The 22,923-nt window shown below is 42.7% G+C and carries 16 protein-coding genes; 3 read left to right on the forward strand and 13 right to left on the reverse strand.

Annotated features, from left to right (window positions below; all coding sequences use genetic code 11):
- Positions 1-10 precede the first annotated feature (10 nt).
- From VNM22_00885 to VNM22_00930, 10 genes are all read right to left on the reverse strand, one after another.
- Positions 11-1,480: an MOP flippase family protein gene (locus VNM22_00885; GenBank protein ID HWP45689.1), complete on the reverse strand. Its 1,470-nt coding sequence runs from the start codon at positions 1,478-1,480 to the stop codon at positions 11-13.
- 52 nt (positions 1,481-1,532) lie between these two features.
- Positions 1,533-2,234, reverse strand: coding sequence for a class I SAM-dependent methyltransferase (locus VNM22_00890; protein ID HWP45690.1), 702 nt, complete (start codon positions 2,232-2,234; stop codon positions 1,533-1,535).
- A 91-nt stretch (positions 2,235-2,325) separates the two neighbouring features.
- Positions 2,326-3,579 carry a TIGR03087 family PEP-CTERM/XrtA system glycosyltransferase gene (locus VNM22_00895; GenBank protein HWP45691.1) on the reverse strand — a complete coding sequence of 418 codons (1,254 nt, stop codon included), beginning with the start codon at positions 3,577-3,579 and terminating at the stop codon, positions 2,326-2,328.
- A gap of 41 nt (positions 3,580-3,620) precedes the next feature.
- A complete protein-coding gene (locus VNM22_00900; GenBank protein HWP45692.1) occupies positions 3,621-4,646 on the reverse strand; it encodes a FemAB family XrtA/PEP-CTERM system-associated protein in 1,026 nt (341 codons plus the stop codon).
- Entirely contained in the window at positions 4,643-5,821 is a 1,179-nt protein-coding gene (locus VNM22_00905; protein HWP45693.1) for a glycosyltransferase family 4 protein, read from the reverse strand. The genes VNM22_00900 and VNM22_00905 overlap by 4 nt, the downstream gene beginning before the upstream one ends.
- A 17-nt stretch (positions 5,822-5,838) precedes the next feature.
- Complete coding sequence (locus VNM22_00910; protein HWP45694.1) at positions 5,839-7,623, reverse strand: XrtA/PEP-CTERM system-associated ATPase; 1,785 nt, start codon at positions 7,621-7,623, stop codon at positions 5,839-5,841.
- A gap of 36 nt (positions 7,624-7,659) precedes the next feature.
- Positions 7,660-8,457 (reverse strand): XrtA-associated tyrosine autokinase, encoded by a 798-nt coding sequence (locus VNM22_00915; GenBank protein ID HWP45695.1) that lies wholly within the window; start codon positions 8,455-8,457, stop codon positions 7,660-7,662.
- Positions 8,458-8,469: 12 nt separating this feature from the next.
- Positions 8,470-10,209 carry a GNVR domain-containing protein gene (locus VNM22_00920; GenBank protein ID HWP45696.1) on the reverse strand — a complete coding sequence of 580 codons (1,740 nt, stop codon included), beginning with the start codon at positions 10,207-10,209 and terminating at the stop codon, positions 8,470-8,472.
- Between the two features lie 123 nt (positions 10,210-10,332).
- Positions 10,333-11,793 (reverse strand): TIGR03013 family XrtA/PEP-CTERM system glycosyltransferase, encoded by a 1,461-nt coding sequence (locus tag VNM22_00925; protein HWP45697.1) that lies wholly within the window; start codon positions 11,791-11,793, stop codon positions 10,333-10,335.
- Between the two features lie 185 nt (positions 11,794-11,978).
- Entirely contained in the window at positions 11,979-13,895 is a 1,917-nt protein-coding gene (locus VNM22_00930) for a sigma 54-interacting transcriptional regulator (protein ID HWP45698.1), read from the reverse strand.
- A 1,548-nt stretch (positions 13,896-15,443) separates the two neighbouring features.
- On the opposite strand from VNM22_00930, the gene VNM22_00935 reads away from it, so the two are divergent.
- A complete protein-coding gene (locus VNM22_00935; protein HWP45699.1) occupies positions 15,444-18,047 on the forward strand; it encodes a cyclic nucleotide-binding domain-containing protein in 2,604 nt (867 codons plus the stop codon).
- 76 nt (positions 18,048-18,123) lie between these two features.
- Here VNM22_00935 and cobS read toward each other — a convergent pair whose 3' ends face one another.
- The 3 genes from cobS to VNM22_00950 all read right to left on the reverse strand — a co-directional run bounded on the left by cobS (position 18,124) and on the right by VNM22_00950 (position 20,231).
- The gene (cobS, locus tag VNM22_00940) at positions 18,124-18,861 is read right to left on the reverse strand and encodes an adenosylcobinamide-GDP ribazoletransferase (protein HWP45700.1); all 738 of its coding nucleotides are present in this window, start codon (positions 18,859-18,861) and stop codon (positions 18,124-18,126) included.
- Between the two features lie 68 nt (positions 18,862-18,929).
- Positions 18,930-19,601, reverse strand: coding sequence for a bifunctional adenosylcobinamide kinase/adenosylcobinamide-phosphate guanylyltransferase (gene cobU / locus VNM22_00945; GenBank protein HWP45701.1), 672 nt, complete (start codon positions 19,599-19,601; stop codon positions 18,930-18,932).
- 9 nt (positions 19,602-19,610) lie between these two features.
- A complete protein-coding gene (locus VNM22_00950) occupies positions 19,611-20,231 on the reverse strand; it encodes a histidine phosphatase family protein (GenBank protein ID HWP45702.1) in 621 nt (206 codons plus the stop codon).
- Positions 20,232-20,595: 364 nt separating this feature from the next.
- Between VNM22_00950 and VNM22_00955 the strand changes: the two genes are divergently transcribed.
- Together VNM22_00955 and VNM22_00960 are read left to right on the forward strand one after the other, a co-directional pair.
- A complete protein-coding gene (locus tag VNM22_00955; GenBank protein HWP45703.1) occupies positions 20,596-22,389 on the forward strand; it encodes a carbon starvation CstA family protein in 1,794 nt (597 codons plus the stop codon).
- Between the two features lie 87 nt (positions 22,390-22,476).
- Entirely contained in the window at positions 22,477-22,785 is a 309-nt protein-coding gene (locus VNM22_00960) for a hypothetical protein (GenBank protein HWP45704.1), read from the forward strand.
- Positions 22,786-22,923 lie beyond the last annotated feature (138 nt).

A 22,923-nucleotide genomic window follows, 5' to 3' on the forward strand; every position in this document is an offset into this window, starting at 1 on the left:
CCCTCCTTCTTTAGAGTTTAGGTTGCGAACCGGTCCATCTCAGGGAATCATAAATATCGCGAACTTCCTCTATAATAGACTTATGAAACCAGAGAAGAAAAGTCAAATAACTTGTGACTCCCAGTATACAACTTCCGATCAGGGTAAAATGGGCACTTCTATTGTAAAGGGTTTTATCAGCCAACTGGAAAATTAAAACTACCAGGACCATCCCTGCGGAAGTAAAGATGGCCGGAAATAAACTTTGCATATAATGGGCCACAGAGAGATCCAGCTCAGTCAATCCCTGTTTGAATAGATAGATGGATAAGAGGGGATATACGCTTATCCATACAAAGGCAACTCCTGCGATACTATATCTGGCTCCGATTAAAAATGAAAGGGGTAAGAAAATGAAACAAAGGAAGGTGTACTTAAATAAAATCTGAGGTTTACCCTTTGCCATGAGAAGAGACGGAATGATGGCATCTACAGATTTTAGTAATCCCATAAGGCACAAGATCCTAAAGGGGGTCAGGATGGGTAACCATTTTTCCGTTAAAATTACTTTGATTAAACTCTCCGACACCAAAAACAGGCCCACGGAGCAGGGAAAGGTTATTAAAGAAATAAACCGGGTGATTTTTAAGAAATAAACTCTCAAATTTTCCTTATCATCTTGAAGTTTAGAAAAAACTGAGAAGGTGACCTGATTAACGACGGCGGTTATCTTCTGAACCGGCATGGTAGACAATTGAAACGCCATAGCATAGAACCCTAGAAGCTTATCTCCTAAAAACTTACCGATGATCAGAGAATCCGAACTGGTATAAAAATACCAGAGCACGCGAGAGCCTGCGATAGAGACCCCAAAGCTTAATAACTGTTTAACTTTCTCCAAAAGAAAGACAGGTTTTGGCTTCCAAGGAGCGAAATAAAAGGCTAGAGCACTTAGAATCAAATTTTGTAAAAGAGTTCCGTATACAATGCTCCATACACCCCCTCCTAAGAGAGCTAAGGTAGCCGAGAAAATCCCTCCTATCAGCACGGATAAGAATTCTGCGATGGATCTTTTAGCAAAGGCTAATTCTTTGGTAAGCAAGTTGAAAGGAATAGTTTTAAGGGCGCCGATAATAAAGACCAGGGACAATACCCGTAAAACGGAAGTTAATTTATCATTATTAAAAAAGATGGCAACCCCAGGTGCCAAAAGAAAGGCCGTTAAGTAAAAGAACAGACCTGAAAGAACAGAAATCCAAAAAGTACTGTTCAAATCATCTTCATCCAGATTTTTCTTCTGAATAATAGCCGCGCCAACGCCCAGTTCGTTCATTAAGTCTAAAAATCCTATGAAGATCCAGGCCATCCCGATTAATCCAAAATCACTGGGTAGCAAAAGACGGGCAAGAAGAACCGTAACCAGCCATGAAACCAGTTGATTAACAATTTTGGCTGAAGATACCCACAGAAAGGCGTTTATGGTCTTAGTTTTTAAACCCATGGAAGCCTCTTTTTTTAAGTTAAATAAAGATGATCGGGATTAAGGTTTCTTTTTAAGTCGAAGATAAAGATGCCTTTCTAGCCCTCAGGACCAGATAGTTATGCCCAAAGGATTCAACTGAAAGGAGTGTATCCACCTTAAAATAATTGCTGACCAGGTCTTGTAAGCTTCGGGCATTAAACGAAGCTACGTGCTCATCGAACTCTTCGGGTTTCATAGAATCATTTGGAACTGCGATAACAAGATAGCCATCTTCTTTTAGAAGTCTATAAAGGCTTTTAAGCGTTTCCTGGGGATTGGAGAGATGTTCCAGTGTTTCTATAATGGTACAGACATCAAAGCTATTTTCTTCAAGATCCGATGGAAGATTTGGAAGCTCACACTTGAAACCTTGAAATCCTTTTTTTTTGATCATTTGCATAGAAACCTCAGATATATCAATTCCTATACAGTTACAAAGTTTTTGATTCCTGAGCATTTCCATGAAGGTACCGGTTCCACATCCTGCATCCAGCACTCTGGATTTTATAGGGATTAAGTTTATGATCTCCCGACGCAAGGGCCCATATTTTTCTTCGTCATATCCCCCGGATTTATATCTTTTGTTCCAATAAGCTTCAGTATTGGGATTATATCGACCATACAACAAGAAACGGGCCAGGGTTGGTGAAATCTTTCTAATGAACGACAATAAAAAGAACGGAAAGTGAGGCTCTTTGATGAAATGAATTATTTTATTCCAGATCCTACCCATTTTTAAATCTCCTCATTAAGTGATTTTATCTATCCTGTCCTGGGATTATCCAGCCAAACGCTGAACTGTGATTTTCTCAAGGCTTTCATTTTCATAGGTGAACGTAAATTTTAGTCATTTTTCTCTCCCCATTGATCAATCCTTTTAATATCTCTTCCAAATGATTCATGCTTTGAGTCCAATCATATTGGGCTTCAATAGTCTCCCTTGCCCGAAGGGATATCTTTTCCCGTAAAAGAGGATCTTTTATGAGTCGGATAACCTTACTGGCAAATTCTTGAGGGTCATCTTCCACAAAAAGGGCCTCACCCGGAATCGCCTTTATCCCATCGAAGGCCACCGAGGTGGCCACCACGGGAATACCCATAGCCATGGCTTCCAGAACCTTATTTTGAATACCTCTGGCGATTCGTAGGGGAGCTACAAACACCGTTGCTTTGGAAAGATATTGTCGTGTATCCTTCACAAATCCCGTCACCACGATGTTTTGATCTTCTTTTTCGAGTCTCCGTATTTTTCGAACGGGATTCATGCCCACGATATAAAATCGGACTTCGGGAATTTCCTTTTTTATCCTGGGCAAGATTTCGTTCCGAAAATAAAGGACTCCATCGACATTAGCCAGGTAATCCATAGCTCCCGTAAACACCAGGGAAGCTGCTTCACGATGTTCCGGCATGGGTTTGAAATAATGATAATCTAAGCCATTGGAAATAGCAGAGATGGCCGGGATAGAATCCGATGAGGTAGAGGTGGCTCCTACCGGGCCGAAAAAGCTCCTGAACAAATTGGCCTCACTTTCCGATACGAAAATACTCTGCTGGAATTGTTGGGCAATGAACTTTTCATAATCTCGCAAGCGTTTTCCCTCAAGTTTATAAATGGCCGAGAAGGGAAAGGGGGTATACCGGGCATATTGTAGCCATTTTTCAGAATCTACATCGACAAAGTCCATTATTTTCGGGATATGGCAGACAGGCAGGACATATTGCGCCATGGCAGAAGAAAACACAAAGATCAGATCGTAGGAGTTATCCCTCAGTTCTCGGTCAATCTTCTGTTGCAATGTTTTAGAGAAGAAATACGGTAAAGATAACGGTTTTCCCAAAGGCAAGGAAATCAGACTTTTAAGCCTGGCATAACGCTTATTCAAAAACACAACCTCTACGTTTTCACAATATTTTTTTAGCTCATCCTTATAGGTAAGATCGCTGGCTTCATCTGCCAGACACATCAAGGAGATGGAATGCCTTTCGGATAAATACTTGATTTCGTTGAAGGATCGGATCTTGTCCCCTTTATTAGGGGGATAAGGTATCCGATGGGCAATAAACAAAATCTTCATGGATTCTTTACCTTTTATTATTTATAAAGGCTATTCGACGGTTAGGGGATATATTTCACAATCAACGGACCCAGGGCTTTGGTTACAGATAAAGGAAGTTTTTTCCAAAGGTCGATTTTCCTTTGATATTTAGGATTCAAGGGATTAATATCGGGAATCTGCTGAGAGCGATTCAGGTAATACTGATAATGAAGCGGTTGGGGGACCATTCCCCAGTGTTTTTTAAAGTCAAAAGACCCAGACCCTTTCTTACTCCGCCCAAAATCAAAGATCTTATAGCCGTGCTCACTTCCATATTTCATGAGCTCCCAATACATAAAATTGTTGACTTTAAGGTCATAGGCTTCCTTGAGAGCCCCGCCGTAATAGGGAAGGACCTGGTTCTTAAAAAGGAAGGTCATCACCCCGGAGAGGATTTTACCCTCATGTTTAACTACCAGAATCTTGCAGGTCTCGGGAAATTCTTCCAGGAGAATTTTAAACAGGCGGAGGGGATAAACCGGCGACCCCAGGTTATGATAGCTGGAGGCAAAAATATGATAAAACTCTTCCAGATGGTCTCTTCCAATTTCCGATTGCAGATTATTTTTAATACCCTGACGAATCATCGTTCGGGTTTTTCTGTAGATACTTTCCATGTTTTTCTCAGGATCTGGGTACAACTCCTGTTGAAAAGTGACATAGAGATCTTTAGTTGGAAGATCGGCGTGTTTCAGTTCTATATTCCTTAACTCCAGGTAATCGACTCCTTCCCGTTGGGTCAATTTTTTGGCTTCTTCCAGAAGTAGATTTTCTGTATCCTTATCATCGGCACAAATGCCTCCATAAGCGGCATGGGGAAGGGATATAAGGGCCTTATGAAAGGAAAGGTTCCTGGTTAAGAACAAAGGCAGAATTCCCTTTATTTGACCGTTAACCTCTGCCAGGAGATAAAAAGACCGGTAACCAAAAGTCCTCTCCATAGCCCGTTTCCATCCTGTCAGGTGAAAAAAAGTGGCCTTATCTGATCTTTGGACATACTCGTCCCATAGGACTTTTTTGGATTCTGTATAGAATTCTATCTTCATATAGCTTTTTGAACAAGCTGGATGACCTTTTTTGCATTCTCTTTCCAGAGATATTTTCTCTCGAAGATTTGCTCCCGAGCCCTGCTGCCGATTCGTCTTCGGAAGGAGGCATCCTGTACACATTTCAGGATAGCTTCTTCCAGAGCTTTTTTATTAGAAGGTTCAAAGAGTATTCCGCTTTCATTGTGAATCAGAATTTCTTCGATATTTTCTTGCTTAGGGGCCACAATAGCTTTTCCCATGCCCATATATTCAAATAATTTCATAGGAGAGGCATAAGGGGTGGCACTGGGTTGTAGCGCAACATCCATAGCAGCCATATAGGCAGCAACCTGTTGATGAGGAATCGGTCCTGTGAAGGTAACCCGATCGGACAGAGCATGCACCTTCACATATTTTTGAAGAGAGTCGTAGGCCGGACCCTCCCCGATGAGAAGAAGATGAACAGGGGTTTGTTTAAAAGAATCTTCGGCCATGACTTCCAGTAACATTTCAAGCCCATGCCATTTTCTAAACCAGCCTATAAAGCCAAGGACTACTTTACCTGCCAGATGATATTTTTTACGTACCCCTTCACCCGAAATACCAGGATGAATCTGCTCCGGGTCTATTCCATTGGGAATCACCTCTAGATGAGAGGCTGGAACCCCTAAACCAGTTAAATGCTTCTTGAGGGGGGTTGAAACCACCACAGTTTTTGTCGTATGGGAAGTGATCCAGCGCTCCAGGGACTCTGCAAGCTTAGGGAAAATCAACTTTCCATATACCTTTTGCTCATAGGCCAGGGGAGCATTCACTTCTAAGATGATAGGAATCCCATATCGTTTAGCGGCCAGAACTCCGGCAAAGGTATAGAGGGCATATCTTTCGTAAATGAAATCGGGTTGGAACTTCTGGATCGCCTGGGAGAGTTTTTGATAGCCGATCAGATTGTAAGCGATCTCCATGGCTTCATACAGGGCCTTGGGAGAAAACCGGGTTAAAAAACTCCAAAAATCACTTCTTCTTGACATGGGCAATTTAAGATTGGGAGCCTGAACCTCCTTACTTTTTATTTTGACGAGCGAAACCTCTTCGACTTCATGGCCCAGATTTCGAAAGGCTTTTATAATCTCCGCAATATGGATACCTTGGGCATCCTCTGCCTGGGTACGATGGTGATATAAAATTTTCATCGGTCCGATCTGGATTTCTAGATTTGCTTTTGGGCTTTCAAGACCTTGTTCAGTCCATACAGGACTCCTAAGATAAAGAGGGCTTCAATCAAGTAAGCAGAAATCGGATCTTTAAAAAGTTCCATTACTACTTCTTGAAATCGCTTAAAAGCTTCTGTTAGAGAGTTTTGTTCGGCGAAGAATTCCTGAAGTGCGCTCCATGTAATACTCCCTCTCCTCCGCTCTACTTCGTAAAAGATATAAAACGCAGGGATCAAAGCCAACCGTAGGAGGATCTCAAAGAACTTGACGACCTTCTGGCCCTCTTTTCCGACCTGGATACGCAGGGCCTGTAAGAAGCCATTAATCACAGAATATATCCAGAATATTAAAGACTCGGCCCGTTGGATAAACGAAAGCCCCTGGAGAATAATCCCAACCCCCGAGTAAATAAACGGCGAAATAAAGTTGCCCAGGAATTTGTGTAGGGGACGATCCGAAGAACCTAAAAACCAGGCTTGTGCAAGGGTTCCAATCCACATAACCAGGTTAGCCCTATTTTTTAAATACTCCGGGAATCCATATACATTGGTTTTCAACAAGAGAGCAAACAGAGGGAAGTGGGCACTGTTGGTTATAAGCTCTTGCGCAATTCTGGGCATCCGGTCCGTCATTGAAATGTCTTCCCGGACAGGGGTTTTTTCCCTGGCTTCAAGATCTATTAACTCATCTTCTCCTAAATCGTCTTTCCAGGTCCATGGGGTTTTCGACAGATTTCTTTGTTCTTGAAGGGATTCTGTTTCCGGGGCCGGTTCTAAACGATGCGTTTGTTCTATTTTTTCAACCGCTCTCTGAACCGATTCCAGTTTACTCCCCAATTCTTCCAGTTTTTTCTCAAGTAAAGATGTTACCGGCAAAGCTTCCAGGCCGGTTTTAACGGATTCTCCTGAAGGTTCCGGAGAGTATTTCGGGGTATTGGAAGTGGAGAGTTCTCGGGTCTCCTTAAGGGGACTTTGAACGGCCTTTAACTCTTCGATGACTTCCAGGACAATGGCTTCGTCGATCTGCCTTTTTTCGCTGACAAAGCCGGTAAGCAGAGCGGCGTCACAGATATTGTTAATCATTCGGGGAATTCCTCTAGAAAATTCGGCAATATGATCGATCGCTTCCGATGTGAAGAGATTTTTATTTTGGCAGCCGGCTACCTGTAAGCGGTAGTGAATATAGCCTTCGGTTTCTTTTCGATCTAAACCGGTCATATGGAAAGTGACGGTAATCCGCTGAGCCAACTGTCTCAATTCGGGTTGCCTCAATTTATGGGCTAACTCGGGTTGTCCGGACAAAATGATTTGTAACAACTTCTCCTTGCTGGTTTCTAAGTTAGAGAGGAGTCGAATTTCTTCCAGCAGAGCTGTTGTGAAATTTTGAGCTTCATCGACGATCAGTAGCGCATAATTCCCCAAGGCATGTTGTTCCAGCAAGAACCGATTCAAACTTTCTAGCAATTCTGTTTTTGAGCCCCCTTTGATAGTCAAACCGAAATCCCGAACGATCATCTCCAAAAGCTGAAGGGAGGTTAGATCATTGGTATTATTAATCTTAGCGACTTTAGTGGTATCCTTTAAGCTATTTAAAAGAACCTGAATAACCGTTGTCTTTCCAGAGCCCACCTCTCCGGTCAAAGCAATAAACCCTTGTTTATCTTCCAGCCCGTAAGTCAGATAAGCCAGAGCCTGTCTATGAACGGAGCTATGGTAAAAAAAATCTGGATCTGGGGTTAATTTAAAAGGTTTTTCTTTAAAGCCATAAAATTGATTATACATAGGGGGTATCCATTCTTTAAGTTTTTGATAAAAAAGTTAATAGTAATAGTAATAATAATTGGGAGAAATGACGTCCAGGCTGTTCAGCACAACTCCCAGAACGTTAATGCCTTCCAGGAGTTTTAAAGCGGAAACTACATCCGCTCGGGGTGTTCGACCGGCCTGGGCAACCAGGATGACCCCATCCACCTGCCTGGCCAGGATACTGGGGTCTGTGGTCGGTAACAGGGGTGCCGAATCGAAAATGATATAGCGATCCTGGTATCTGTTTTTGATCTCTTTAACCAGATTTTTCATTTTCTCTGAGGCCAGCAACTCAGAAGGATTAGGGGGCATTTGACCCGCTGGAAGAATGGTTAGCTTGTTAATTTCCGTTTTCACCAGGAGTTTAGCCAGATCAATATTCTTGGTTAAGTAATCCGACAAACCATACCTGGATTCAATATCCAGGAGTTTATGGATACAAGGCCTGCGAAAATCACAATCTACCAGGAGAACGGTCTCGTGAACCCCTTGAGCAATGGTAATGGCCAGATTAAAGGCGGTAAGGGTCTTTCCTTCACCGGCGATGGCACTGGTAACCATAAGGGTATTTTGAAAATTAGATTTTGTACGCTGAAGGATTTGAGTACGCAGCTTTTTATATTGCTCGGCCTCGATGGATTGGGGAGCCGTCAGGGTCACCAGTCGATTACGTAAAAGGAGAGATTTCTCCAGGGGTTTTTTAGAAGGCGGCATTACCTGTATAGATTCCGGATCGGTTAAGGTAGAATCAATTCTTTGGAGTTGTCTGGCTTGGGCTGCTTTTTTTAAGGCCTCTTCGATTTTGCTCATAATTCAAGCTCCTTATTTAGAAGAAATTTTTCTAAGCGGTTCCAACGCATCCTGAATAAATCCAGGTAAATTCTGATAGTTTTTCTGAATAGCTTCCCGATAGGAAGAATTCTTGTAAAAAGTCTGCCAGGCGATAGCCGTTCCCGTTAATAAAATATAAAGACTGCATAACATAGCCATGATCCGATAGGATCTCTTTTTCCATCGAATATCCTCATCGGTAAGGATCCGGGGAATGGTAGCCAGAACCGGAACTCCTAAATAACTTTCTGCTTCCTTTTGATCGTTGAAAGGACGGTAAGTCACCTCTGTTAGAACAATGGCTCCCAAACCGGTTCCTAACCCCCCTATAAGCCCCATCAGGATAACCAGTAACTGACTCGGACTACTGGGTTTTAGAGGAACAACGGCGGGTTCAATGATCTTAAAGGTAGTCCCTTTTTCCTTAACTTCCAGTTCCTTGGAGATACGAGCCTCCTCCAAACGCCGCAGAAGCATCTGGTAGATATCCTCATTTACCTTATAATCTCTGGTTAATCTTATATATTCCTGTTCTATGGTAGGAATGGTTTTGACCTTCACATTATACTCTTCGATTTTCTTCTGAAGATCATCCCGACGTCTTTCGAGGGTATTGATCTCCAGTTCCGTCTTGCTTATCTCTTGAGAGAGATTCTGATAAACGGGGTTGAATTGAGCCGTACTCCAATTTATGGTAGGGCTTTTATCAGGCCTTGTATTCCGCACCTGTTTTTTAACTTCCTCAATCTCACTCCTTACCCGGATAACATCGGGATGTTGATCTTTGTACTTGGTTAGCAGGGTAGCCAATTCATTTTCCAATTCCTTCAATCGGATCTGAGCAGGATCTGATATAGCTGGAGACGCCGAGGTAGATGGGGTAATAATGACAGGGTCTTCCATTGCAAGCTGTTTTTTCAACGTCTCCAGCTTTGTGTAAAGAGGCTTAAGGGACATTTCCACTTCATTTAAGCTGTTTTGATATTGCTCTAACTTAGCCAGATTAGCGTTTTGGGCTCCCCCACCCAGTAACCCTCCAACTACAGGACCACTGTTGACCTGTACTTCTTTGGATCCCCCTTCGGACTGGGTCACCGAAGTTACCGAAGTTCTATACTGCAAATCTTTAAGGTTTGCTTCTTTAAATTCCCGAAGGGTTTTTTCGGATTCTTCCAGCTTTTTCTTATATATTTGCAATTGCTCATTGATAAAATCAAAGGCCTGATAAGTATCCGATCGCTTTGCACTGATATTTTCCTCAATATACAGGGTCGTTAAGGTATCGATTAACTGTTTCACCATAACCGGATCGCTTCCCGTATAACTGACGGTAAACAAATCACTCCCCCGAATGTTAATATCTAAATGCTTTTGTATCTTTTTGATTAAAGCATCCAGCTCTTCAGGCGTGTGAACTTCCTTATCCAGATCTAATTTCTTGATCACCTTTTCAATGATAGGGCGACTTAAAATTCCCTGGCGGATTGTACGTAACCGCTCCTGCATTTCCGAGGTTGTGGCTAAACCCCTTGTTAAGGGGTTAATAATTGAATCCCTTTCGATAAGGATCGTCATACTGGTTTGATAAGCCTCCGGGATAAAAAAACTTACTCCGGTAGCCAGGCAAAGTACTGAGAGAAAAGACCAGAAAAATAACCAGCGACGACGGGAAAGGATCGAAAGACCGTATTGAAGATAATATTGGAGGTTAAATTGTTCTAACTTATCCATATGCTTACCTCAATTAAAAAGATGAAAGCAAGTTGATTTAAAAAGTGTGTATAAGACCCTGGAGAAGAATATTTAACACCAGCAGTTAATTTAAAGATATAAAATCCATGGGTCAAAAGCAAATTATTTTGCGCCTTTCCCCAGCAAGACCACGCCTATGGTTTTTAGAATGATAACAAGATCTAGAAACAAAGACCGATTTTTTATATAAAACAGATCATACTGAAGTTTTTCTACGGCATCTTCCACAGAGGATCCGTAGTGGAAACTAACCTGGGCCCAACCGGTAAGCCCGGGTTTTACCGTTGAACGGACTGCATAGTAAGGGGTTTCTTTTCTGAGAATTTCTACAAAGTAGGCTCTTTCCGGTCTCGGTCCCACCAGGCTCATATCCCCTTTGAGAATGTTAAAGAGTTGGGGTAACTCATCAATCCGATACTTACGAATGAACTGGCCAATCCGGGTAATCCGCGGATCTTTATCGGTTGCCCAGACAGGGCCTGTGGTAGCTTCTGCTTCTTGAATCATAGAACGAAATTTATGAATGGTGAAAGATCGATCCCATTGTCCTACCCGTTCCTGGGAAAAGATGATAGGTCCGCGACTTTCCAATTTTATCAAAATGGCTACAATGAACATGAGCGGGGACGCCAGAATAAGCCCTAAAGTAGCCATCACGATGTCTAAACCTCGCTTGGAAGTCTCATTGAGTTTGGATTTTTTAAATCCATCGGAAAATATCAACCAGCCGGGTCGAAGTCCCTGAACCAGAATTTTACCGGTGAGCTGTTCGTAAAAATCTATGGAATCATAGATTTTCATACCCCGTAGCTTATAATCCAGTAGGGTTTCCATTGGAAAAAATTTTCTCCGTTCCGCCAAAGCCACCACGATCACATCCGGGGTCGTATTCTTGATAACCTGATTCAACTCGGTCAGGGTTCCCAGGGTAGGGGCCATCCAGGCGGTGTTAAATCGATTCCCCTTGATATCAGGCTTATTTTCCTGATCCGCATAACCCTGCATGGAGAATTCATCTACAAAACCTATGAGTTGATAGCCCATATCCGGATTTGAAAGAATTTCCCGTGCAATGGTTTCTCCGATCTCCGAGGAACCTACAATCAAAATTCGTTGAGGGACCCGTATGGTTTTATCGTAGATCAACCACCAAGAGCTGATCAAAATGATGGTAAATAGACCGGATAAAGCTAAAAGACTTTTACTCTGGTTTAAAGAAGGGATAAAGTAATAACCTACTCCCAGAATACCTAAAGCAATGATAATGGAAGTAGAAATACCCAGAATTAAACTAAGGGTACCCAGTTTGACCCTGAAATTATACAAACTCAGGGTGCTGAGTTTTATCCTGAAATTATAAAGGTCAAATAAATAGAAAAAATACTGACTTAATAAGGTAAAAAGAATGGCATTCTGGAGGATAGATCCCTTCGGCACATAGGGCGAGGAAGAGATCTTGCTTCTCATCCATATGGCCATGTAAAAGGACAGGATGGGAATAAGGGTATTGACCAACCACAGGATTAAAAATCCATTCTTGGTATAGATCTTTTGGAATTTCATTCTATATGCCTCCGTACCACGATAACCTGATTTTTAGCTTCCATTTCTCTGTTCTGATCTAAGGCAATCTTAATGCCAAGGTTTTTCTAATTTCAAATCAGCTTAATTATTCTTAACTTACAGGAGTTTTTTCTTATTTTTCATCTCTAGGGATTCATAGATGGAAGTCGGGAAGTGTCCAATTTCTAGACGCTTTCTTCAAATCCTGGAAGACCATACTCTTTCCCTTTGTTATAAAGGGTTTGTTTTGAAATTCCTAGGATATGACCGGCTTTTTCCTTATTTCCCTGAGTGTATTCCAGCACGCGTAGAATATGTTCCTTTTCTACTTCCCTTAAGGATTTAGGCTTGGTCTCTTTCTTAACCTTGAAATCAAAGAACTCTGGAGTGATGACTGACTTATCTGTGAGAATTATCGCTCTTTCGATGGCATTTTTTAATTCCCGAATATTTCTCGGCCAGTCATATAAGGTGAGGGATTTCATGCAGGAGTTGGAAAAGCGGGAGATCCTCTTGGCGTATTGTTGTCGTAATTTATAAAGAAAATAACCGGCTAAAAGCGGAATATCTTCTTTCCTTTCCCTCAGGGGGGGTAAATGAAGGGGGAAGGTATTTAACCGTTCATAAAGATCTTCTCTAAAACGGCCCTCTCGGACCTCCTGTTGGAGGTTTCGATTGGTGGCTGCCAGGATTCTTATATCCACAGGAATCGGATGAGTACCTCCTAACGGCCAAATTTTCTTTTCTTCCAAAACGGTAAGGAGTTTGGCCTGGAGTTTTGGCGGAAGCTCGCCAATCTCATTAAGAAACACAACCCCTCCATGGGCCAGTTCAAATTTTCCCTTAAGGGCCTCCTTGTTGTGAAGTCCAGGATAGTTGGCTATAACTCCAAATAATTCACTCTCCAGGAGGGTTTCCGGGATGGCGGCACAGTTTACGTCTATAAAGGGTTTTCCTCTTCTTTTAGAACTCTGATGGATAGCTTTGGCAACCAAATCCTTCCCGGTCCCTGTTTCCCCGGTTATTAAAACGTTGACATCGGTATCTGCAAGTTTTTCAATAGTTTTCAAAATGTTCCTGATCCCCGGGCTTACCCCGATGATGGTACCTTCCATTTCAAGTTTATTCTCAAGCCGGGCTTTTTCATCTCGGATGGCTCGATAATCTAAATCCTTCTCTATCAGAGCAGAAATATCTGCACTGATCAGGTTTAAAAGGTTTAAGTCCCTTTCTCCAAATAGACCCTTTTGTGAGCTGGACAAATAGAGGAATCCCTGGATTTCTTTATCCCATTCCAGAGGAATGCAAATTACAGATTTTATCTGTAAACCCAGGATACTTCCGGCGGGGAGAACCCCATTTGTTTTAAATCTTTCATCTACCGAGGCATCCATCACCATCAGAGCCTTCCTTTCATCGAGAAGACGTCGAATAATGGTCTGACTGACTTTTATTTCGCCTTCCTCGGAAGGAAATTTTGCCAGACAGGTCAGGTTAGCCCCTCCCGGCTCCAATAAGACAATAAATATCCGAAGGGAAGGGTCGTGATCGGCACCCGGGTGAAGGAATTTAGCCAGCTCTTCAACGATCCCCTGTAAAGCTTCTTCCATATCCAGGGTCAGGTTTGCAAAACGACTGAGTCGGTAAAGTAGTAAAAGCCCTTCGGGATCCCCCTTTAACATTTCTACCTCTTCTTGTCTTTCGGGAGAAAGGGCATAAAAATGAACCGTTTTCATAAGATCATTCTCATTTTCATCGGCCATAATGGTTAAGTAAGACTTCTCTACCCGGCTTTTTTTCCCCTGCTTTTGAAAAATCACCGTATAATTTCCTACACCGATCCGGTCTTCTTCATTTACGATCCCATAATCTCTCTTCTTTCCATTGATATAGGTACCATTTTGACTGCCCAGATCCTGGAAATAATAATGACCCTCTGGATTCGGAAAGAATATCACATGAAATCTTGAAACCGAGGGATCTGGAAGATGAATGTCGTTAAAATCATGTCTTCCGATGGAGATGGGTTTTCGTGGATCTATCGAGATAACATTCTCGGCTTTATTAAGGTTATCCCCTTTATAAACGAACACATAATCCATAAAAATTTTAAACTTGTAGATTTTTTCCCAGAAAGGATCCAGTTAGATAGCAGGGAATCGACGAATTCCTTTCTACTTTCTAACTTTTTACTTTCTGTTCCTATCCTCCGTATCTTTATCCTAAATCGGGATGATTGATTTAAACAATCTCCAAAGGTCACAATAAAAACTTATACAGGAAGAATGACGGTAATATTTTCTTTCTCATCGGATTGAGACTCAAGTTATCCTTTAAGAATAATAATACATGAAAAAATTTCATTTACCCACTTTAATTTCGTATAGAAGCACCCTTTGTGATAAAATACCAGCTTAAAGAAATTTTTAAGCCTATCTTTAGAGCTGGATTTGTTTTAAAATTTAAATTTACATATATATTTTTTATATTTTGGTATTTTTTTGTATTTTTTCGCAGGTTATAGATTTTTTCCCACAAAGATGAGGAAAAAAAAGCAGAAGGCCCCTCGCTTTCTCCACTCCTTCTGCTTTCCTTGATTCTTCATCCCCCTTCTCAGATTAACCGTTAAAAACTGTAAAAATAGAGTAATTCTTTAACCAATTTGGTCTTCTATCTCTTAAATTTAATTTGTTGAGGAATTTATTAAATTCATAAACCTGCCTGAAATGCTAAAATTCCTGTCTCTTATCGGATTTACAGGGGTCCGGGCCTCCTGGCGAGTTAGCAGTTTCCTCCCTTCCTCCCCACCGGGAAAGGAATCAAGGTTTTTGAAAGCAATAACCATGCCAGTTTTTAAGAGCCATAACCTGTTCAGTACTCGTTCTCAGACTCCGATCTCAAAGGGGCTAACCTAAGCCCTGAAGTAATTGTTTTACAGGCAAGATGCCCACACTTTTATAAAGACAAACAGGGGAAAAGTTACAAAAACAGTTTGTCAAAGATTTGAGGTAGATTTGAATGAAGGAAGGAGGCACTTTATCCAATTTTTATACCGGACATGGGAAATTTTCTTCCCTCTAAGAATTCCTCGAAACCGCAAAATCTACCTCGACCCATTCCCCTTTTGTCTTTAAAAAAAGACAAAAAGAAATCTTTTTATGATATTTTCCGGGAAAGCTCTTTCTCCCAGAGTAAAAAAATTCCTAACGTTATGTAACGTATTTCATAAGAAGTTCCCCACTGAAATTCAGTTAAATTTCTTAGGACTTTTCTTATTTTTTTACAAAATCTTCCTTATTACCTTATAGGGAAATTTTATTTTATGGATTTATATTCCAATAATGGGCTTCTCATCTACATTAATTCCTATAAAAGAAAAGTATGTTAAATTTTCTATAAGAAATTTCTATTTCTATTGAAACCCCCTGACGGGCAAAAGAGAGTACTTAGGATTTTAATAAAAAATAGAAAAGACCTTGAAAGGTGCGAAAAGAGCTTGACACCTTTTATTTCCATGGTGTAAACTTTGGGTAGTTTTTTAAGCATCTAACCTAAATTGTATATGAATTGTATACGGTAATCTTAACAGTTTAGACGTAGATGGTTAAGATAAGTTGCTTAATTTATCTCCTTAAGATTTTACGACTATTGTGAAGTTTATATCGGCAAATAGATCCGGACCTTTTTGGTTGGCTATCTATGGGATAGCTCTGATGGTCTTTGTGGGTCTTATTCCTTTAACGCTCTTATCACCGGACGGGCCACGCCTGGTCTGGACGGTGGTTATTGCCTCACTACCTTTTTTTATTGTCCTGGTAGGGTACCACACCTGGCGAGATATTTGCCCCCTTGCCTTCTTTACCAAACTAGGCCAGAAAATTCCTCGCAGTAAAAGGCCGAAAGTTCCTCCCTGGTTTGAGGAAAATTACTACTACCTTACCTTTGGATTTATGTTTCTGGCCCTAACCCTTCGACTTCTCTTTACCAATGCAGATATTTATTGGCTTTCCGGCTTTCTGATTTTTATGGCCGTCGCAGCCTTTCTAACCGGGCTGTTTTATACCGGAAAAACCTGGTGTAATTTTATCTGTCCGGTGGGGTTGATCGAGAAGATTTACTGTGAACCCAATAACCTGAAAGATCAGCCCAATTCAGCTTGCAGACCGTGTACAGCTTGTAAGAAGGATTGTCCCGATATTGACCTGGAGAATAACTATTGGAAGGAAAAAACCAAAACCTCAAAAAGGTTTGCTTACTTTGCCTTTCCAGGCCTCGTACTGGGATTTTATACATACTATTATTTATATGTGGGAACCTGGACGTATTATTTTAGCGGACGTTGGACGCAAGAATTTAATCTGGCAGATCAAATAACCGATCCGGGCTTGTTCTTTTTCCCCTATATTCCTAAATGGTTGGCAGCCCCTTTAACCCTCCTGGTTTTTTCCCTGGTAAGTTTCGGAATTTTCCTGGCTCTAGAGAGTTTGCTCCTTAAAGGGAAGTCCAATCCTGAAAAAGCTGAGGAGAAGAAGGATCCGATTCGACATAAATTACTCTGCCTGGCCTCTTTCTGTGCTTTTAACCTCTTCTACACCTTTGCCGGAGCTCCCACATTCAAAAACTATCCGTTTTTTTATCAAATTCTCAAATTCGCTATCCTTGTAACCTCTACCGCCCTGCTATGGAAAGGACTTAACCGTCAAGAAAAAGATTTTATCCAGGAGCGTTTCGGTAAGGGATTCCTACGGCGATGGACCTGGGGAGATACTCCCCCCCCTGAGGATTTAAGAGAGGTCTATTTTGTTCATACCGAGCGAGAAAAAGAATTTAAACAGCGTCTCAATGCCTATAAGGAAGCGATTCGAGAGATGGTTCAGGATGGGATCGCAACCAAGGAGGATCTCAATTTGTTAAAGCGACTACGAGAACAGTTAGGGATCTCACAAAGTGATCATGATCGCGTCATAGCCTCCCTCAGCCAGGAAGATCGAAGGTTATTTGATCCCAATTATGAGCATTCTATCGAAAAGAATTTCCAGTTGGAGAACTATCGAACTATTCTGGAAGGCTACATCCTGAGTGGTACCGGGAATGAAAGCCTCTTTAAAGAGGTTCGACAACGTTATGGAATATCTCAAGAGGACCATCTCCGTATTTTAAAGCAGATCACCGATAAAGGGGGAACGCTGTGGACCCAAATTTGGGAACATGTTCATAAGGCTCAGAATTTAAATCAATGGCGGCAAGATCTTCCCCACCCGCACCATGTCTCCACAGAGTACCTGCGCTATATTCTAAGTGTAGAAATCTTTCGGGAGATTGAAAATATCCTGGAAACACTCTCCCTGTTAGGCCACGAGTCTAAAGTTGAGCGCTTACGAGATCTCATAACCAATAGAAATCTGGATAATACCCGAGATGTTCTTCAAGATTTGCGAGGAATCGAAGATGAAAAACTCCTTCTGGATCTTGATACTATTCTGGAAAACCTGACCCCAGGTACCACTCCTCAAAGTACCGGGATCCCGTTGGAAACCACTTTATCGGCTATACTGGCTGAAGCTCAGGGGAATCTTCTATCTACAGCTCTTTATGCCTGTGGCTTCATAGAAAATAAGACTTTTGCTGAATTTCTGATCCCGGCCCTCAAGAATCCGGACCCGAAAGTTCGACAGACGGCTTTGGGTATCCTTCGGAAGAAGGGTCTGTTAACCGGGGAATATTTACAACAAGGTCTTCAAGATGACCATCCCCTCGTGCAAAACTGGGTTAAGCAGGTTATCGCTTCCCAAAGGGATCCCTTAGTCATACCTCCTCTTATTCTGGTCGAGCGGATGGCACTTTTGTATCAGGTTCCGCTCTTTGCCCAGTTGAGACCCGAAGATTTAGAGGAACTGGCCATACGAGCAGAAGAACGAATCTACCCCAGGGGGACAGATTTATGTAAAGAAGGAGAACCCGGAGACGAAGTTCATATTGTAATTAGCGGCAAGGTGGAAGTCCATACTTCCCAAAATGGGCTGAAGAAAGTCCTTAATGTGTTGAAGGAAGGAACCTGTATCGGAGAGATCGGGGTCCTCGGAGAAGTTCCTCGAACGGCAACGGTTACTGCTTTAGAAGGCCCCGTTTATGTTTTGGTTCTACAGGGTTCCGCCTTCCAGCATGTCCTCATGGATCGCCCGGCCATTGGACTTCAGGTTATTAAAGTGATCAGTTCCCGACTTCTCCAAATCAAAACCGTTAAAAATCTATAAGGGATCACCCAGAAACCAGGGGAATTTTATCCCCTGTGCAGAGGTCTTTTCGATTATTTAAAAATTTCCAATCTACCTAACCGAATATCTCATATCCCAATAACACGGCAACTTCTACAATTTCCCCTAAGGCTCCGTAAGTATCCCCCGTCATACCCCCCAATTTTCTGGATATAAAGTGAAAAAGGATTCCGGCCAGAATCGCAACAGATATAAAAACAAGTATCCCCCGGATTCTCCCTACCAGAACCACACCTAAAAAGGTGAGACCGGTGGTTATTATAAATTCCCGAAGTCCGGCATATTCTGTATAAGGCTTCCCAACTCCTCCATCGGACCGGGCATACTTTGCCAGGCTGGCACTTGCAGCCATTCCCCAGCGTCCTAGCAGAGGCATGAGCAGAAGCGCGGCATTGATTCCCTTACCCGAAAGGGTATATAACAACTGGTATTTCAGGAGAAGGAGAATAATCAAACCCAGGACCGCCATGGTTCCCAACCGGCTATCTCGCATGATCTGTAACATTTCCTCCCGGCTTTTCCGGCTGAAAAGCCCATCTAACGTATCGGCAAATCCGTCCAGGTGTAGAGCTCCGGTAAGGAGGATAAGGATGAGTAGTAAAAATACGCAAACGATATTCTCCGGTAGGAAAAGAGCCAGAACAAAATGAGATCCCACTAAGATACCCCCTAATAGAATCCCTACCAGGGGAAAGTAAACCAGGGATTCTCCCAGCATTTTATCGGTTATCTCTCCTCTTACAGGAAGGGGGATGATAGTTAGAAATTGGAGTGCCAGCAGGAATCGTATCATGGATATTCTGAGACACGGGGACAAGCCTCTCTCAGTGATTTTTTCCATGTCCTGCGTCCCCGCGTCCCTTATTTTATCTTGACCGGTATTCCAGCGACCATCCAGTAAACCGAATCGGCATACTGGGCTGTTAACTGATTGGCCAGTCCGGCCAGGTCCCTGAATTTCCGTGCCAGTGCATTCTCCGGGACGATTCCCCCCCCGACCTCATTGGAAACAACCAAGACCGTTGGTGAAATTTTTTTAGTTGTTTCGCAGAGACGTTTTACCTGAGATAAAACCTCTGTTTCGTTTGGATAAATTTCCATAAGGTTAAAAATAAATAACGTCAAGCAGTCTAATAGAATCACTTCGGAATCTAGAGACTCTTTTTCAAGAACCGGGATAACTTCCGTGGCTTCCTCAACAGTTTTCCAATGGGAAGGGCGATTTTTTCGATGCCAGAGAACCCGCTGCCGCATCTCTTCATCCCCTGGGATACAGGTAGCCAGATAGCAAACCTTCTGCCCGTGGGCTTCTGCTAATTTTTGAGCCTGTTGACTCTTTCCACTTCGAGCACCACCTAAAATAAGAATTAACTCACCCATAGAAATAGGTATGGGAGTATGGGGGTGTGGGAGTAGGAGTATGGGAGTGTGGAAGGGAGAATATACCTCCATACTCCCACACCTCCATACTCCCACACTTCCATACTCCCACACTTCCACACTCCCACACTTCCACACTCCCCACACTCCCACACCCGCCTTCTACCGAAGATGACAGGTATCATTTAAGGTATGAACCACACAGGTATTTTCATAGTAAGTCAATCTGCTGACGGAAGCAGGACCCAATTCCATACGCCAGAATGAAGTCAGGCTCAAGTTGAGGGCTTCAAATAAGATCATTTTAAGCGAACCAGAATGCCCGACCAGAAGGACGGTTTCATCTGGATTATGGGTTTTTAGCATGGCATAAAACCAGGTCAACACCCGGTTCTTTAATTCCTTCAGGCTTTCACCCTTTGGAGGTCGAATCTGCAGAGGCCTCTGCAACCACCTCTCATAGGTCTCAGGATCTCTCTCCAGAAGCTCCTGATAAGTTAATCCGGTCCACTCACCGAAATGGAGTTCTCTAAGAGCGGGGGTAGTTTGCAGGGTTAAACCCCGAACCCGGGCGATGGGTTCGGCGGTTTGTATAGCTCTCTGGAGGTCACTGGTATAGATCCCATGAAATTTAAAATTTTGAAGGCCTCTAACCAATTTTTCAACTTGTTGGAGACCTGCGGTATTTAAAGGCATATCTTTCTGTCCCCAGTAAGGTTGTGATCCTGAGGACCCTATAGCTCCGTGGCGAACAAGAATCAGATGAATACCCTGATCGTTCATGGCGGGTTTGTAAGGGAAGTATACGGTCCATCTGCCATTACAGGCAAATGACCCTGATTCCCCTTTCCCCCTGGAAATATCTTATAAATTGTCGGAGCAAGCCTGGAGCTACTTGCGGGTAATTAGATATCCTTAAAGCGAAGGGATATAAAAATTACCCTTACTGGGACAGTAATTTATAAAAATTTCTTTAAAGAGTCAATTAAATCTTTCAAATCTCCTTAGTTTTGCTTGACATGATGACAAACCAGGTGATAAGTTTTATATCATAAATTTCTGAAATTTCTTGTTAAGATAGGGGAGGGAAACCGGTTAGGTTATTTAATAAATAACTAAAGCCAAACCTTAAGCAGGAGGGAGGGATATGGCCAGTTATCCTTTCATATTTGTTGTCCTTGCAATCATTGCCTATGGGATTGCATTTCGGGTGTATGGGAAGTGGTATGATCGGACGGTATGGAAACCGGATCCAAAGCGGACGACTCCGGCCCATATGTATATGGATGGGGTTGAATACTTCCCGGTTAGCAAGTATGTGTTGTGGGGGTATCAATTTAAGAGTATAGCCGCTCTGGGTCCAATTTTAGGTCCTTTTGTAGCTTTATCGTTCGGATGGTTACCGGCCTTAATCTGGATTATCCTGGGGAATTTTTTCATTGGATGGCTCCAGGATTATGGGGCAATTATGGTTTCAGTTCGAAACGAAGGTCGGTCTTTTGGACCTATCAGCTACGAGTTAACGGGACCTAAGGGACGAAATACTCTACTGGGTTTTCTGCTCTTTTACATGATCATTATCTCCGCCGTGTTTATCTACCTGATTGCGACCTTTTGGAATATCTTTCCGACCACCTTTGTAGCGACCCTTGGCATCTTTGCAACGGGGATTTTAGCTGGAAGACTCCTTTACAAATATCGAATCAACGTGGTTCGGGTAACGATTCTTGCGCTGGCTCTTATCGTGGTAAGCATCTTTCTGGGACGACTGTTACCCATACCCTCAAACTTCCTAGGGAGCTGGACCATTGCTTTCTGGGCTGTGGTAGTCTGTGGGATTTTATTTGCTGGTTCTATCCTTCCTATGCCGGTCTTTATCCAGCCAGTTAATTACGTATCCTTTTTCCCCACTTACTTAGCCATTATTCTGATTTTGATCGGAGCTCTTCTTTCTCCGATAACGAATATTTCCCTGGTACAGGCCGCTTTTAAAGGATTTTACCCGGACCCCAATGTAGGACCTTTGTGGCCTATTCTCTTTGTGGCTATTGCCTGTGGAGCCATATCGGGCTGGCATAGTCTGGTTGGGAGCTCGACCACCTCCAAACAGTTGGATATCGAGACGGACGCCCATCCGGTGGGAGCAGGTTCTATGCTTTCAGAAGGATTACTGGCCCTGGCCTCGGTAGCCTGTTATATGGTATTAACCAACGATGAAATGAAGGTAGCGGCTGCGGCGGCAGGGGGAGTTCGTAACATCGGATCTTGGGTTTATGGAGCTGTTAAATTAACCTCGGCTTATTTTGGAGGCGGAGAGGCCGTAAGGAATTTTCTTACCACCTATTTTGGTGTGGTTCTGGTCATTTATGCTTTAACCGTCCAGGCTTTAGTAACCCGATTCTGGCGACTCATTTCGGCAGAAGTTTTTGGCCAAAATATACTGGGACAAAAATATCCGGCCACTTTTGTCGGACTCCTCATCCCCTGGATCTTCGCCATTACGGGAAGCTGGATCAACCTCTGGTTATATTTTGGAGGGGCTAACCAACTCCTGGCTGGATTGGCCATTATGCTTATTACCATTCATCTTGCCAGAGTCAAAAGCCCAAGTATTTACACTTTAATTCCGGCAACCTTTATGATTGTAACAACCCTGGCCGCACTTCTCTGGGAAATTTACGATTTCACCCGAGCCGTGCTGGGCTATCTGGGAATAGAGGAATTTGCCAAATTTGGGCTGAAAGTAGCCGGACCTTTAGCAAAACCCTCCCCGGATGCACCCTATCCCTATCCGACCATATCGGTTTTGTTAAATAGCGTCTTTATCCTCGTAGGTGTTATGTTGTTCCTTTTAGGGTTAAGAATGGCTTACTATACTTATAAGGCGTACTTTCGGTTCAAGGCAGAACCCACGCCGGCCATGGCAAGGGAAAGTGCTTAAATCAGTGAGTGGCAGGCAGTGAGCAACAGGTAGTGAATGACTTCTAGCTGTCCACAGTTTACTGCCCAGAGCCTATTTCTACTAAACATGTTTTGGAAAAAGAAAGATAAAGAAAAAGAACAGGAAAAGGAACAAGGTTCTGAAAAAACAAGTTTTAAAAAAGCTGCAAAAGGTGTTCTTTATGGGATGGCTTCCCACGGCCATGTCATGTCGGCCCTGAGAACCCGCATGTATTTAGAACATTTGTTCATGTTTATTACTTTGGGCGATATGCTCGGTATCCCCGTCTTACCTCCCTACTACTCACTGCGCATTTTGCCCTACGCGGTTCCTAATATTAAATCCTGGAAGATGCGTGTGTTTCGGGAAAGAGATTTTACAGATGCCATATTTTAATCTGTTGTCCGCTGTCCGTTATTCGTTGTAAGAAAAGAAAGAATAAGTTCACAGCCTCTTTCCCGAATCGGTTGGTGATATTCCGATTATGAGCGATGGGAACCGGCTTTGACTTTTAGGATTAAAAACAACGGACGA

Source organism: Candidatus Limnocylindrales bacterium, from assembly GCA_035559535.1.
In the GTDB taxonomy this organism is placed as follows: domain Bacteria; phylum Moduliflexota; class Moduliflexia; order Moduliflexales; family JAUQPW01; genus JAUQPW01.